The 14,960-nt window shown below is 61.8% G+C and carries 9 protein-coding genes; 7 read left to right on the top strand and 2 right to left on the bottom strand.

Features of this window, described 5'->3' with window-relative positions; translation table 11 throughout:
* Positions 1 to 81: 81 nt before the first annotated feature.
* From treZ to treY, 3 genes are read left to right on the top strand one after another with little or no spacing between them, the layout of a single operon-like run.
* Positions 82 to 1,977 carry a malto-oligosyltrehalose trehalohydrolase gene (gene treZ / locus LDZ21_RS14450; RefSeq protein ID WP_244795525.1) on the top strand — a complete coding sequence of 632 codons (1,896 nt, stop codon included), beginning with the start codon at positions 82 to 84 and terminating at the stop codon, positions 1,975 to 1,977.
* Positions 1,974 to 4,169 carry a 4-alpha-glucanotransferase gene (malQ, locus tag LDZ21_RS14445; protein WP_244795524.1) on the top strand — a complete coding sequence of 732 codons (2,196 nt, stop codon included), beginning with the start codon at positions 1,974 to 1,976 and terminating at the stop codon, positions 4,167 to 4,169. The genes treZ and malQ overlap by 4 nt, the downstream gene beginning before the upstream one ends.
* Positions 4,166 to 7,084, top strand: a complete 2,919-nt coding sequence (gene treY, locus LDZ21_RS14440) for a malto-oligosyltrehalose synthase (RefSeq protein WP_244795523.1) — start codon at positions 4,166 to 4,168, stop codon at positions 7,082 to 7,084. Before malQ ends, treY begins: the two co-directional genes overlap by 4 nt.
* Positions 7,085 to 7,273: 189 nt before the next feature.
* On the opposite strand, the gene LDZ21_RS14435 is transcribed toward treY, so the two are convergent.
* Complete coding sequence (locus tag LDZ21_RS14435) at positions 7,274 to 8,629, bottom strand: hemolysin family protein (RefSeq protein ID WP_244795522.1); 1,356 nt, start codon at positions 8,627 to 8,629, stop codon at positions 7,274 to 7,276.
* A gap of 61 nt (positions 8,630 to 8,690) precedes the next feature.
* Positions 8,691 to 9,812 (bottom strand): sensor histidine kinase, encoded by a 1,122-nt coding sequence (locus LDZ21_RS14430; protein WP_244795521.1) that lies wholly within the window; start codon positions 9,810 to 9,812, stop codon positions 8,691 to 8,693.
* A gap of 403 nt (positions 9,813 to 10,215) precedes the next feature.
* On the opposite strand from LDZ21_RS14430, the gene LDZ21_RS14425 reads away from it, so the two are divergent.
* The 4 genes from LDZ21_RS14425 (at position 10,216) to LDZ21_RS14410 (ending at position 14,898) form a co-directional block, all read left to right on the top strand.
* The gene (locus tag LDZ21_RS14425; protein ID WP_244795520.1) at positions 10,216 to 11,268 is read left to right on the top strand and encodes a glycosyltransferase family 2 protein; all 1,053 of its coding nucleotides are present in this window, start codon (positions 10,216 to 10,218) and stop codon (positions 11,266 to 11,268) included.
* Between the two features lie 43 nt (positions 11,269 to 11,311).
* On the top strand, positions 11,312 to 12,799 hold the full coding sequence (locus tag LDZ21_RS14420; RefSeq protein ID WP_244795519.1) for a N,N-dimethylformamidase beta subunit family domain-containing protein: 1,488 nt from the start codon (positions 11,312 to 11,314) through the stop codon (positions 12,797 to 12,799).
* Between the two features lie 416 nt (positions 12,800 to 13,215).
* Positions 13,216 to 14,484: a flippase gene (locus LDZ21_RS14415; protein ID WP_244795518.1), complete on the top strand. Its 1,269-nt coding sequence runs from the start codon at positions 13,216 to 13,218 to the stop codon at positions 14,482 to 14,484.
* A gap of 234 nt (positions 14,485 to 14,718) precedes the next feature.
* Entirely contained in the window at positions 14,719 to 14,898 is a 180-nt protein-coding gene (locus LDZ21_RS14410; protein WP_035968835.1) for a hypothetical protein, read from the top strand.
* Positions 14,899 to 14,960 lie beyond the last annotated feature (62 nt).

Raw genomic sequence — 14,960 nt, 5'->3', positions numbered from 1 at the left:
GAAGCATCGCGTCATGCATCGGGGCTCGCGCGACAGGCATCACATCAAAGTGGCAATGCGTTAGCAACCAGGCACGAAATCATGTCCGAACGTCCGATCGATCCTCACAAGCATCAACACGCGCATTGCCTTCCCTTCGGCGCGCATCTCACGGGCGCGGAGCGCGAGCATCCGCGCACGCGCTTTCGCTTTTGGGCGCCGTCGCGCGACCACGTGCAAGTGGAGCTTCAGCGTCCCGGCAGCGCGACGCCCGATGTCATCGACATGCAGGCGGCCGGCGACGGCTGGTTCGAAGCGGAAGCCGATGCCGGCGCGGGCACGTTGTATCGCTATCGCCTCGACGAAAACCTCGCGGTGCCCGATCCCGCATCGCGCTTCCAGCCGCAGGACGTGAACGGGCCAAGCGAGGTCGTCGATCCGCGCGCCTATCGCTGGACCAACACGGACTGGCACGGCCGTCCGTGGGAAGAGACCGTGCTCTATGAACTGCACGTCGGCGCAATGGGCGGCTACGCGGGCGTCACCGCGCGCCTGCCGGAACTCGCGCAACTGGGCATCACGGCCATCGAACTGATGCCGCTCAATGACTTCTCCGGCACGCGCAACTGGGGCTATGACGGCGTGCTGCCCTACGCACCCGATTCCGCCTATGGCCGCCCCGAAGAACTGAAGCAACTCATCGACACCGCGCATGGCCTCGGCCTCATGGTGTTTCTCGATGTCGTCTATAACCACTTCGGCCCGGACGGCAATTATCTGCACGCCTATGCGAAGACCTTCTTCCGCGAAGGCGTCGATACGCCCTGGGGTCCGGCGATCGATTTCGAACGTCCGCAAGTGCGTGACTTCTTCTTCGACAACGCACTCTACTGGCTCAACGAGTATCGCTTCGATGGCCTGCGCCTCGACGCGGTGCACGCGATCAACGACGATGAATGGCTGCGCGAACTAGCCGACCGCGTGCGCAGTTCCGTCGAAGATCAACGTCATGTGCATCTCGTGCTCGAGAACGAACACAACACGGCGAATCTGCTGGAAACGCACTTCAACGCGCAATGGAGCGACGATGCGCACAACACGCTGCATGTGCTCTTGACCGGTGAGAGCGAAAGCTACTACGGCGCGTATTCGGAGCAGCCCATCGAGAAGCTCGCGCGCGTGCTGTCGGAAGGCTTCGTGTATCAGGGCGATCCGTCGCCGATCCATGATGGCGCGCCGCGCGGCGAAAAGAGCGCGCACCTGCCGCCGACCGCCTTCGTGATGTTCCTGCAGAATCACGATCAGGTCGGCAATCGCGCGATGGGCGAACGTCTGCGCTCGCTCACCGACGATCAGTCGCTTTTCGCCGCGACCGGACTCATGCTGCTTTCCCCGCAAATACCGATGCTTTTCATGGAAGAGCAATACGGCTCGAAGCAGCCGTTCCTGTTCTTCACCGACTATCACGACGAACTCGCCGATGCGGTCCGCGAAGGCCGCCGCCGCGAGTTCGCAAAGTTCTCCGCATTCGCCGACGAAAAGCGCCGGGCGCAGATTCCCGATCCGAACGACAAGCGCACGTTCGAGATGTCGTCGCCCAGTGTGGCGAACAAGAGCGATGAACTCGACAGGCTCGACTGGCTGCACTTCTATCGCTCCGCGCTGACGGTGCGCGCGAAGCTCGTGACGCCGCGTCTGAAAGGCGCGAAGGCGCTGGGCGCAACGGTGCTCGGCGAGAAAGCGGTCGTCGCGCGCTGGAAGCTCGGCGACGGCGAAACGCTGACCGTTGCGCTCAATCTCGCCGATGCGCCCGTCGCGCTGCCCGATGCGCCGCAAGGCAAGGTCGTATTCGAAACGCCCGCCCGTGCGCAGGATCGCGCGAGCGAGGGCGAACTGAGCGCGCGCACGTTCGTCGCATGGATCACCGGCGAAGTGAATGAATACGCGATCGCGCACGATGCGCGTCATCTGGAACCAATCGAAGGAAAACGCACGTGAACGCGAACCAGCAAAAGGATGCGCGTCCACGCTCGGCGCTCGAAACGCTCGCGGAACGCGCGGGCTTCGAAGTCGAATGGCAGGACGCGCACAAAATCACCCAACGTGTGCCCGAGAGTACGTTGCGCATCCTGCTCGAGAAGCTCGGCCTGCCATGCGGCAACGCCACGCAGATCAAGCAGAGCATGGCCGCCGTCGATGCCGAAGCGAGCGGGCGCAAGCTGCCGCCGCTCATCACGGCGGAAGTGGATCGCGGCATTGCGCTGCCGGTATCGGTGGCGAAGTCGGGCGCGCGCTATCGCGTCGAACTCGAAAGCGGCGAAGTCATCGACGGGCGTTTTACATCGCCCAAAGGCGAAACCGCGTTACTTGCGCCGATTGCGGAGCCGGGCTATCACACGCTCGTCATCAACGATCATCGCACGACGCTAGCTGTCGCGCCGGCACGCTGCTATACGATCGACGATGCCTGGCGCTCGCTCAACGAAGACGCGCAAGAAGCGCCGCCGCTCTTTGGCATCGCGGCTCAGGTGTATGGCTTGCGCCGCAATGACGACGGCGGCATCGGCGATTTCACGGCGCTCGCATCGCTTGCGACGAAGGCGGCGAAGCACGGCAGTCACGCGCTCGCCATCAGTCCGATGCACGCGATGTTCAGCGCGGAGCCGAACAAGTACAGCCCGTATTCGCCGTCGTCGCGGCTCTTCTTCAACATCGCGCACGTCGACCCCGCTGCGGTACTCGGTGCGCCCGCTGCGCGTGCCGCGATTGAAAAAGCAGGCGTCGCCGATGAACTCGCCGAACTCGAACGCTTGCCGCTGATCGACTGGCCGCGTGCAATGAAGGCGCGGATTGCGGTGTTGCGCGCGCTGTTCGATGCGTTCTCACAGGACAGCGAATCGGCATTCGCGAAGGACTTCGCGTCGTTCGTGAAAGAAGGCGGACGCCCGCTCGAAGACCACGCACGATTCGAAGCCCTGCAAGCCGAACAGATCGCGCAGAACGGCGAAGGCCACTGGCGCAACTGGCCCGAAGCCTTGCGTGATCCGCGCAGCGATGCGGTCGCCGCGTTTGCGGAAGCGAACCGGCGCGAAGTGGATTTCTTTCTCTTCACGCAATGGCTCGCGGCCAAAGGTCTGATGCATGCCCAGCACGCGGCGCGCGATGCGGGCATGGCTGTCGGTCTCGTCGCGGACCTGGCCGTCGGATGCGATAGCGCGGGCAGTCACGCATGGTCGTATCGCGATGAGATGCTCACGGGCGTGTCCGTCGGCGCGCCGCCCGATCTCTTCAATCAGGCAGGGCAATCGTGGGGTCTCACGACGTTTTCGCCTCGCGCGATGCGCATGCAGGGCTTCTCGGCGTTCATCGACATGTTGCGCTGCTCGTTCGCGCAAGCCGGTGGCATTCGCATCGATCACATTCTCGGCTTGCGGCGGCTCTGGCTCGTGCCCGAAGGCGAAAGCGCGAAGGATGGCGCGTATCTGCGTTATCCGATCGACGACCTGTTGCGGCTGATTGCGCTGGAATCGTGGCGCCATCGTGCGATCGTCGTCGGTGAAGATCTCGGCACGGTTCCGCCCGGCTTCAGCGAGCGATTGCAGGAGCACGGCTTGCTAGGCATTCGTGTGCTGTGGTTCGAACGTGCTGAGGAGGGCGAAGGATTCAAGCCGCCTCGCGAATGGAGCAACGGCGTGACGGCAACCACGACGACGCACGACCTGCCCACCGTCACCGGATGGTGGCGCGGCGAGGACATCGAATGGCGCTCGAAGATCGGCCAGACGATGGCGCGCGACGATGGCCGCGATCCTGTCGAAGTCGCGATGGCAGAGCGCGGTGAAGATCGCGCGCATCTGTGGGGCGCGTTTCAGGAGGCGGGCGTTGCGCCTGCGGATGTGGAAGCGCCGCCGGTCGATAACGCGCCCGTGGATGAAGCGCTTGCCTTCGTCGGCATGACGCCTGCCCCGCTCGTCACGTATCCGCTCGAAGATTTGCTCGGCCTCGCGGAGCAGCCGAATCTACCCGGCTCGATCGATGAGCACCCGAACTGGCGGCGCCGTCTTACGCTGCCGGTCGATGAACTGTTTCTCGACGATGCCTTTTGTGATCGCCTTCTCGCCGTGGATTCAGCCCGCAAGCGCGCCTTTCACCCCGATAACTCAGATACCCCAAAGCCCGAATCGCCATGACCGTACCGCGCTCCACGCTAAGGCTCCAGCTTCACAAGGACTTCACGTTCGACGACGCCGCCGCGCAAGTGGACTATTTCGCGTCGCTCGGCGTGAGCCATGCGTATGCATCGCCGATCACGACTGCAACATCCGGCTCCACGCACGGCTATGACACCGTGGACTACACGAAGGTCAATCCCGAGCTTGGCGGCGAAGAAGGCTTGCGCCGCTTCGTCGAAAAGCTCCGCGCGCACGACATGGGTTTGATCGTCGATGTCGTGCCCAATCACATGGGTGTCGGCGGATCAGAGAACGCGTGGTGGCAGGACATTCTCGAATGGGGACGGCATGCGGCGCACGCGCGTTTCTTCGATGTCGACTGGCATTCGCCCGATCCCGCATTGCGCGGCAAGGTACTCGCGCCGTTTCTCGGCGCGGCGTATGGCGAAGAGTTGCAGGGCGGCAAGATCAAGCTTGCGTATCGCGCGGACGAGGGGCGCTTCGTCATCGAGTATTACTCGCATGTGTTCCCTGTCTGCCCGGTCGATTACCCTTCCGTGCTTCAGGAAGCGCCCGAGCTTGCGCAGCGTTTCAGCGGCCTGACGACGCAGCCCGCCGATCAGCCGCGCGCCGCCGAAGCGCGCACCGCGCTCGTGACCATCGCGCAGACCGAAGGCGGACGGGCCGCGATTGCCGCCGTGCTCGCGGCGCATTCATCCGAGACGCAGGCGGGACGCGAGCGCTTGCATCGACTGCTCGAACGGCAGCACTACCGGCTTGCGTGGTGGCGTACCGCGGCGGACGAAGTGAACTGGCGGCGCTTCTTCGATGTGAGCACGCTTGGCGGCGTGCGCGTCGAGCGGCCTGAAGTGTTCGAGGCATCGCATGCCCTCATTTTCCGGCTCTTTACCGAAGGGCTGATCGATGGCGTTCGCATCGATCACGTCGATGGTCTCGCGGAGCCGCGCGAGTATTGTCAGCGTTTGCGTGCGCGGCTCGAAGAGCTATCCGCTGAACGTCCGGAGGCGTTGCGCCACGGCAGTAGCCGCACGTACTTTGTAGTCGAGAAGATCCTGGCGCGCGGTGAGCCACTTCGCCGCGACTGGGAAGTGGATGGCACGACCGGTTACGACTTCATGAACGATGTCGGCGCGTTGCTGCACGATCCGGCGGGCGCGGAGCCGCTTGCTGCGTTGTGGGCCGAGATCACCGGCAAGAGCAGCGAGTTCGCCGATGAAGCGTTGATCGCGCGACGCAAGATTTTGGCGGAGAACCTCGCGGCGGAACTGGATCGTGTGACGCGTGCGTTGCATCGTATTGCGCGTGATGCGCAGAGCACGCGCGATTTCACGTTCACGTCGATTCGTCGCGTCGTCGCGGAACTGGTCGTGCATTTTCCGGTGTATCGAATCTATCCGGTTGGCGGCGTGCGCAGTGCCGAAGACGAGCGTTATTTCTCGCAGGCGCTCGAGAAGGCGCGTGCATCGCTCGCTCGCGCGGACCACGTCATCCTCGATCAGGTCGCGCAATGGCTCGGCGGCAAGTTGCCTGAAGAGACGGCGGCAGATCGCAACGAAAGGAACGATCGTCAGCGGGAGCGTGCTGCTGAGCGTGGCCGCGATCGTGATCGCAATCAGGCGCAGGCGGGACCGAATCCGCAGGCATCGACTGGCTCGCAACGGCGCGCGGCGCAGACTTTGTTCTCGCAACTGACGTCGCCGGTGGCGGCGAAGGCGGTCGAGGACACGGCGTGTTATCGCTATGGCCGGCTCATCTCGCGCAACGAAGTGGGCGCCGATCCGGGCGAGTTCGCGTTGTCGGTCGAGGAGTTTCACAAGGGCAATAGCGAGCGTCTCGCCGACTTTCCGCATGCGATGCTTTGCACCGCGACGCACGATCACAAGCGCGGCGAGGACGTTCGCGCGCGCATTGCCGCATTGAGCGAGATTCCCGATGAATGGGCCGCGACGCTTAAGGCATGGTCGACGTTGAACACGCCGTTGCGGCGCGGGGCGAGCGACGGTCACGACTGGGCGCCCGGCCCGGCTGCCGAAGCGATGCTGTATCAAACGCTCGTGGGCTGCTGGCCGCTCACCCTCGACCCAGATGATGAAGCCGGCGTTCAGGAACTGGCCGAGCGCGTGGCGCAGTGGCAGTTGAAGGCTTTGCGCGAGGGCAAGCTGCGCACGAGCTGGTTCGCGCCGGACGAGGCATATGAGCAGGCGTGCCGTGACTTCCTGTTCGATATCGTTTCGCCGCAGCGGCGTAATGGCTTCTTGCAGGAGTTGTCGGCGTTCGTTGCGCGGATCGGGCCGGTCGGGGCGATCGACAGTTTTCAGCAGACGCTGCTGCGTCTTACCGCGCCTGGCGTGCCGGATCTTTATCAGGGCACGGAGCTGTGGGACTTCAGTCTCGTGGACCCTGATAATCGCCGGCCGGTGGATTATGCGTTGCGTCGCCGATGGCTCGAAGAGATCGACGAGAAGGGACCGCCTTCGGAGCAGATGGCTAATTGGCGCGATGGCCGCGTGAAGCTCGGGCTCGTGCGGCGGGCGCTTGCTTTGCGCAAGCATTGCGAATCGCTTTTTGCGCAAGGGGAATATCTGCCTCTGACCGTGCAGGGGGAACACGCGAAGCATGTGATCGCTTATGCACGGCATGCCGGCAGTGCTTATGCGGTCGTTATCGCTACGAGGCTTTCTGCGGCCCTGCTCGGCGATCAGCGTGATGTGCCGCTAATTGAACCTTCGGTTTGGGGCGATACGTGCGTCGTGCTGCCGGAAGCGCTTAACTCTCGGGCGTTGTTCGACTGGCTCAGTCCTAATGCGCCCAAGGGCGATGGCGAGCGGCTTTTCTTGCGCGATGCATTGGGGGTAATGCCAGTGGCGTTGCTCGTGGAGGAAGGAGTGCCGGGGTGTGGGGCGTGTGAATAGTTCGGTATTGGTCGGGATGGTCGCCCTTTCCCGGGGCGGGGTGCTTCTTTTGCGAACTTAAGTCGACGCCTCTTTTCATCGCGCTACTTGCTTTCGTGTCGGTCTATTTGCTCGCCGCTCCCCGGGGCGCACTAATAGACCGACACGAAAATTTCGAAGCAAAATCAAGAAGCGAAGAAAACCCGCCGCCTAAGCAAAAGCCTCCTCCTCACGAGGATAAACGCGAACCAGCACGATCCGAGGCCCATTCATCTTCTTAACGACGATATCGAACCGATCGAACGCAACGCGTTGCCCCTCCGACGGCAAATCGCCAAGCGCATTAATGACCAGCCCCCCAACCGATTCCGCGCGCCCTTCATCGATATCGATCCCAAGCGCACGCTCCAGCGATACAACCGGCAACGAGCCCTTGCCCATCAAAGTGCCATCGTCCATGCGCGACCAGTCCGCATCGCCCTGACGGAACTCATCGTGAATCTGGCCCACCAGCGCACCGAGCAAGTTATCGAGCGTGATGAAGCCAATCGGCTTCGCCCCCTTCCTCCCGACAAGCGCGAAATGCGGCGCACCCTTGCGAAAGCGCCTGAACAACTCCAGCGCCGACAGATTCGGCGCAACATACTGCACCGGCCGCGCATAACGCGACAGCTTTTCCAGTTTCTCGCCATCCTTGCTGAAACTGAAGCTGAACGTCTTGCTCCCGCCATCGCGCGCAAGCAATAAGTCTTTCAGATGGATCATGCCGATCACCCGCTCACCAGATCCATCCGCATACAACGGATATCGGCTGAAGCGATGGCGCGCAATCACCGCAAGATTCTCGCGCACCGATAAATCATTGCGCAGACCGACAAGCTCATGCCCCGGCCGCATCAGGTCCGACACCGTCATGCGGCTGAAATCGAGCGAATGGGCAATGGTGTTCCATTCATCCGCGTTATACGACGATGCCCCGCCAAGCCGGCGCCCGCGCAAGATCAGCTTGAGTTCATCGGTCGAGTAATGTGCGTCATGGCCATGCTCGGCCGATATGCCAAAAAGCCGCAACACCAGATTCGCGCTGGAATTCAGCACCCAGATAAACGGGTACATCAGCCAGTAGAAACCGTATAGCGGCGTGGCAAGCCACAATCCCACCTGCTCGGCACGACGAATCGCCCATGACTTCGGCGCGAGTTCGCCTACGACGATGTGCAGGAAAGAAATGACCGTGAACGCGAAGAACAGCGAGATGGAGTCGACGAGCCGCTCCGACTCCACACCGATCAGCGCGAAAAGCGGATGCAGCAGCGATGCGAAAGCGGGCTCGCCAATCCATCCGAGCCCGAGCGATGCCAGCGTAATGCCCAACTGACATGCGGAGAGATAGGCGTCGAGCTGCCCGTGAACTTTCGCGAGCAGCCGGCCCGGCAGACCGTTGGTCCTGGCAATGGCCTTGACACGCGTCGCCCTGAGTTTGACGAGCCCGAATTCAGCAGCGACGAAAAAGCCATTCAGAGCGACGAGCAACAATGCGCCGATCAGCGCGACAACCTGAGCCAAAGCAACTCTCTTCGAAAGTGGAAAGCGTCAGTATATGGGCGACAGGCAATCGAAAGTGAAATTACATCCCGGCAACCGCGATGCGCGCCGATAGCACCACCTCCGCGCCATCGACGATATTCGCATGTTCGAACGCGCCACCGTGCGCTTCGGTCACGCGCTTGCACAGCGCGAACGCCCACGCAATCCGCCCGCCCTCGCGCGGCTCGAGCGCCTGCCGTCGCGCAAAGGCTTCGAGCGCGTGCGGCGCCGATGCATCCGTAAGCGCCTTGGCCGATGCCGTGAATCGCACGTCCGTGCGCCACATGTTCCCCTCGATCACGCTTGCGACCTGCACGGTCGTATCGCGCGCACTGGCTTCGACCGCAAACGTCAACATGAGCCACAGCATCTGCGTGAGACGTTCGGCATCGCCTTCGACCTGCTCCTCCGCAAGCGGAGATTCAACCGTCATAGCGACGCCACGCTGCAGCGCAAGGCTGCCTTTCGCAAGCGACACGCTTTTATCGAGCACTGACCGGACGGCCACGGGCGCAAGCGACAACGCGAGCGCCTTGGTTTCGGCACGCGTCGTATCGACGGATTGCTCGATCAGCTTCACCTGCTGCTCGACACCCGAACGTATGCCCGCAAGCGCGCGCTGCGCGGCGGGGTCCTTGGCGTCGACCTTTCGTTCGAGTACATAACCCCAGCTATGAATCGCATTGAGCGGTCCGCGCAAGTCATGCGACACGACCGACAAGACATGATCGCGCATGAAGAGCGATGCCTCTGCCCGCAAATGCGCAAAGCGCTCGGCTTTTCCTTGCGTCTGTGAAGCACCCGTGCAAGGCGAAACGACGAGCGTGACCGATTCATTCGAAGGCAGCGCAAGAATGGCGAAGCTGCGCGTGGACTCGTCTTCTTCGATGGAAACCTGCGCACGACGGATGCCGTTGCCAGCAAGCGCGGCATCCGCAGCCTCGGCGAGTGCAGCAACGAGCGGCTTCGGCAAGGACGTTTCAGTCAGCGCGCGGCCTGTCAGGCCGGCGGAGCCGGTATCGAAGATATGTGCAAAGGCGGCGTCGGCAGAGAGGCAACGCTGGGCGGCATCGAGCACGAGCACGCCGTCATTTCCTGAAGCGGCCGGATCAATCTGCTGCGCGCCTCCGGGCTCGACCGTACTGGAGAAAGACGTGGTCACGGTTGTTGGTCCTTGCGTATATCGATGTTGCGGTTCATGTCGCCAAGAAACGGATGCTTGTCGGAGCCCGACCAAATCATTATATGTGAGCGCCTCTCCCGTTTGCGAAGCGTAAAACGCTTAATGCATCGAACCAGCAATCACCGTGCGCGGCTCTTTGCAATTGCCGTTGCGTTTCGTATATGCGGTTCAACACACCAAGCGGTCGGCGACGCGCCGGGGCATCGTGCGTCTTCGAACACTTTATCCTTACAAATGACTATAAGCTGCTCCTCAAGATAGCGCACTGGTCGGCCGGCCCTGCAACAGCATGGGCCGCGACGGGGAGTCGAATTCCGATCAGCAACGCCGCTCTCGGCCACGGTAAGCCTTAATTCAAAACATCAACCGGGTACACGAGTCCATGAAACGCGCCCGCAGCGTCGCGCCGACATTGCTGTCGGTGATCATTCCCGCTTATAACGTCGAGCATTACATCGCCGCTTCGCTCGAATCGGCACTCTCGCAACCACGCGCCAACGAGATCGAAATCATCGTCATCGACGACGGTTCGACGGACCGCACACTGGAACGCATCCGCGAAGTTCAGCGCAGCGAGCGCGGACAGCATATTCAGGTGATTCACCAGGAAAACCGTGGTGTGTCGGCTGCGCGCAATCGGGCGATCGCGCTGGCGTCATCGCCGTTCATCGGGTTCCTCGATTCCGACGATGTGTGGTCCGCCGATTTCACCGCGAAGATCATGCCGCTGCTCGACAGGAACGTGGCGGACATCATCGAGTTCAACGTCGGCATCATCAATTCGAATGGCAAGCTCATCGAGCACCTCGAGTTGGTCCACCCCGCCACGACCGGTCCCCGCACTTGCGATCTCAAAGCGCTGCTCGACTTCGCACGTGTTTATCAAGTCTTTCCCGTGGCGCGCGTGTACAGGCGCGAATTGTGGAACGGCATCGAATTTCCAGCAGGCCGCGTGTACGAAGACGCTTCCGCGATTCCGCTCGTTTATTCGCGTGCGCAAACGCTTTATCGCCTCGCCGACGACCTGTATTTTTATCGCCGACGCGCGGGCAGCATCACCACTAAAGCGACGCCGTTCACGGTGATGAGTCTCACGACATGCGCGGAAGAAACACTCGCGCGCTGTAACGGCGGCCCGCTGGATACCTTCTGGCTCGCGATGTTCCATAAGGTGTTCGCGTATGCCTGCCATGAAGCCGCACGCGTCGATGCACGCGGCTTCGCGGAATCGATGCGAATGATGGAAGCGACCGCCGCGCGCTATCGCGTCTTTGCCGCGAATCGCACGGATACGCCTTCGGTGCTGCGCTTTCATACGCGAATCGTCGCGGACCGGCGCTGGTTCCAGACCAAGCGCATGGTAAAGCGCGTGCTCGGCAAGGAGCTGCGCGCGCCGTCGCCCGCCCCGCGCACCATCGCCACCGCCAATCAATGACAAGAACGAATAACGAATAACAAGGCCAGAACGAGGGCGTGACATGCAGATCTATCCGATAAGGCCCGGCTTCACGGCCGGCGACTGGTTCGAGCTTGCGGTGCAACCGGGCTCGCGGTTTTCCATCGCCATTTACCAGCAACGCAGCGATGAAGACCTGACGAGCGTTGGCGGTGTCGCCGTTCAACCGGGCGGCAGCGTGCGTGCCGAGATGATCAACGGCAGGATCGTGTTTCAGTCGCCGGGCAATCTCAAGCCCGTGCGTTTCGATGAAGACTGGCGTTGGCCCATCGTCACCATCAAGCCGAATAACGACGATCTCGAAAGCGGCGCGTATGTCGCGATCGCCTATGAAGTCGGCGCGAATGGCGAGCCGCTGACCGACCTCGGACGTCGCGTCGCTGCGCATAAGTCCATCTTCGCCGGGCCACCCGATAGCGACAGCATGGCGCTCATCGTCGCGAGGCCGCGCACGCCCTCCGCGGATATCGCGTATATCGTCCCGATCAATACATATCACGCGTATAACTCGATGGGCGGCGGATGCTATTACGGCGATCCGATCCATCGCACACAGGCGCAAACGCGCGTGAGCCTCTTGCGGCCGGGCGGCGGTCTTGGCGCTCAACTCGGCGAACCCGCCGATCCGTACGACATGCGCTCGCCGCGTCAGCAGTTCACGCATTGGGACGCGAAATTCATTCGCTGGTTGCGAGCCGAAGGCATTGCGTGTGACTTCTATACCGATCATGACCTGCATCGCGGCTCGCACCTCAAGCTCGAAGCCTATCGCTGCATGTTGAGCGTGGGGCATCACGAGTACTGGAGCAAGGAGATGCGTGAGCATGTCGCGCGCTTCATCGCCGATGGCGGCAATCTCGCGATCTTCAGCGGCAATACCTGCTTTCGCCCGATCGATTACGCGGACGCACCCATCGACGGCGATTACGCCCTGATGAATCGACTCGGCGAGAAATGGCCGGGACACGACGAGTCCGATCTCATCGGCCTCTCGTATGGATACGGCGGCGGCAAATACGGCGTATGGAAGCGCCTGCGCGGCGGCTGGATCAAGCGCGAGCGCGAAGCAATCGGCTACACCGTGCGCGATGCGAACCACTGGGTTTTCGGCGGCACCGGCTTGCGCAATGGACAAACCTTCGGCGCAGTGGATCGCCTCGTCGGCTATGAAGTCGACGGCGTGCCGCCCGCGCCCAATGGCTTCGTCACGCTCGCCGATACAGTGAGACTCGAAGGCTGGGACATGGGCGGCATCGGTGCGATGGGCGTGTATCGGCCGAACCGCGACGGCAGCGTCACGCAAGGGCTCGTATTCAACGGCGGCACGACTGACTGGGCCCGCGTGCTGATGGACAAACACGCTGAAAGCCGCCTCGTCGTGGACCAGATCACGCGCAATGTAGTGCGCCGGTTTATCGGCTTGCCGCCGCATCATATCGTGCGTTCAGATGCGATCATCGACAGCGCCGAACGAGGCGCACGGAAGATAGCCGACAACGCATCGGCCTGAGCGATTTGCCCGCCGGAGCCGCGCGGCCCGGCGGTCGTTTTTCCCGCACAGCACATCGCGCGGAGAATTTGCGTGTGCAAACCCACTGAAGAGTTATTTTTTTTGCGGTTTAATGCTCGCTGCGGACGCGTCGCGTCATCCCCGGCGGCTGGTCAGTGGCGCCGCACTGACGCGCAGCCGTTCCAGCGTTGCTTCACCTCTCGCAATGCCCCTTTCGCTTCCGCTGTCAGGCCAAGGCACGGACGCTTTACCCTCCTTGGCCGTGCGCCTCTGCCATGAAGGAATAACGCCGGACGAAACTATTCGTCTTGGGCGTTGTCATGGAAATGCCCGGTTGGAAGGGCAAAAATGCAGAAGGCAGCACTTTTTGCGTCATCGACACCAGGGCAGCAATTCAAGTCGGGAAAAATCGCTCAATGGCATCTTTTCGAAAGAACTTCACCATTCTGATGACGTTGCAGGTATCGACGTACCTAGCACCGCTTCTGACGCTGCCGTGGCTGGCGCGCGTCCTCGGCCCAAGCGAATATGGGCGGCTTTCCTTCGCGATGGCCTTCACCACGTATTTCATCACGCTGACCAACTACAGCTTCTCGCTCACCGCGACACCCAAGATTTCGATCAACCGCGATAACCGTGCGCTGCGCTCCAAGATGTTCTGGGAGACGATGTATGCGCAGATAGCACTGTCCGTCGCGGGCTTCATCGTGCTGGTCTTGCTGACGTTCATCGTGCCGATGCTCGCGGAAAACCGTGCGCTTTTGCTCGTCGGCTTCGGCATGGCAATCGGCTCCATGCTCATTCCCACGTGGTATTTCCAGGGCGTCGAAGACCTTGGCGTGATCAGCGCGATCGTGTTCGTGGGCCGCGCGCTCAGCATTCCAGCGATGTATCTGTTCGTGCGCCATCACGATGACGTCAACAACGCGATGCTCGTCAATACGCTCGTGCCGCTGCTGTCGGGCATCGCCATCTGCGTCTACCTGTATTTCCGCCGCGAGCTCGACTTCGTCCACGTGTCGCTCAAGACCATCATCGAACGGCTGAAGGATGGCTGGAGCGTCTTCATGGCCACATCGCTCGTCGATATCTATGCGTCGAGCAATATCGTGCTGCTGACCTTCATCGCGGGCAACGTGGCGGGCGGTTACTTCGCTGCCGGCGACAAGCTGATCCGCGCGGCGCTGAACATGCTGCGGCCGCTCAAGACCGCCGCGTATCCGCGTGTGAGCTTTCTGATGCACCATGCACGCGATGATGCATTCGCGTTCCTGCGAAAGATGTTCGTGGTGCAAGGCGCGATCGTGTCGATCATCTCGGTGTGCATTTTCTTCGGCGCACCGCTCGCAGTGAAATTGCTCTACGGACCGCAGTTCGGCCCGACGGTGGACGTGCTGCGCTGGATGGCCTTCGTGCCTCTAATGTCCGGACTGGCCGATCTCTTCGGCGTTCAGACGATGCTTCCGCTCGGCATGAAGTCGCACTTCAGCCGCGTGCTGATTGGCTCCGCCGTGCTCAACTTCGCGTTGCTCGGGGTGCTGGCGACGCTGTTCCACGAGCAGGGCGCAGCGGCAACCGTGCTGGTCGTCGAGACCGCCATCGCGGCGGCGATGGCTTTTACGCTCCATCTCGAAGGCGTACCGTTGCTCAAGCGCCAGCGTCCGATGACGGAAGGCGCCAATTAATCGTCCTGGCGCGTTTCCTGCTGGTAGACGTGCTCTCTTCCCCGTTCCGACGCCGTCGGAACGTCCGTGCCTAACGCCCTGAAACCCGAACTGGCCGCTCGATCGCAGCGGCCTTTGCACGCCTGAGTGTTGCGCTACTCCAGTTGTTGGAGCCGTGTATGTGTGGTTCCGCACGGACGGAAGACGGTTCGGGGTTTAAGGTACTAGGTAAGAATACTTATTGTGAGCGGTGGAATGAAACCAGACGACCTTTCGTTCGAACGCGTGCAGAAGCTGGTGGAGCGCGCCGAAAACCTGCGCATGCAATCGGCTGCAATTCCGGTCAAGGATTTGCGGGTGCTTCTCGAAGTTTGCGAAGTCGCCTTCTCGCAGCAGGCACTGGCGAACGCCAAGGCCGAACCCGAAGTCAATTGACTTCGGCAGCACGACCCAAAGCTCGCTGTCGATCTTGCCGCCCTTGATGACTAGGGGCGCAA

Source organism: Caballeronia grimmiae, from assembly GCF_022879615.1.
Taxonomy (GTDB): Bacteria; Pseudomonadota; Gammaproteobacteria; order Burkholderiales; family Burkholderiaceae; genus Caballeronia; species Caballeronia grimmiae.
This window is presented reverse-complemented; position numbering and strand designations above follow the sequence as displayed.

Excerpts from the sequence above, each read along its gene's own strand:
- treZ (WP_244795525.1), top strand. The coding sequence starts at position 82 with ATGTCCGAACGTCCGATCGATCCTCACAAGCATCAACACGCGCATTGC.
- treY (WP_244795523.1), top strand. The coding sequence starts at position 4,166 with ATGACCGTACCGCGCTCCACGCTAAGGCTCCAGCTTCACAAGGACTTC.
- LDZ21_RS14425 (WP_244795520.1), top strand. The coding sequence starts at position 10,216 with ATGAAACGCGCCCGCAGCGTCGCGCCGACATTGCTGTCGGTGATCATT.
- LDZ21_RS14420 (WP_244795519.1), top strand. The coding sequence starts at position 11,312 with ATGCAGATCTATCCGATAAGGCCCGGCTTCACGGCCGGCGACTGGTTC.
- LDZ21_RS14415 (WP_244795518.1), top strand. The coding sequence starts at position 13,216 with ATGGCATCTTTTCGAAAGAACTTCACCATTCTGATGACGTTGCAGGTA.
- LDZ21_RS14410 (WP_035968835.1), top strand. The coding sequence starts at position 14,719 with ATGAAACCAGACGACCTTTCGTTCGAACGCGTGCAGAAGCTGGTGGAG.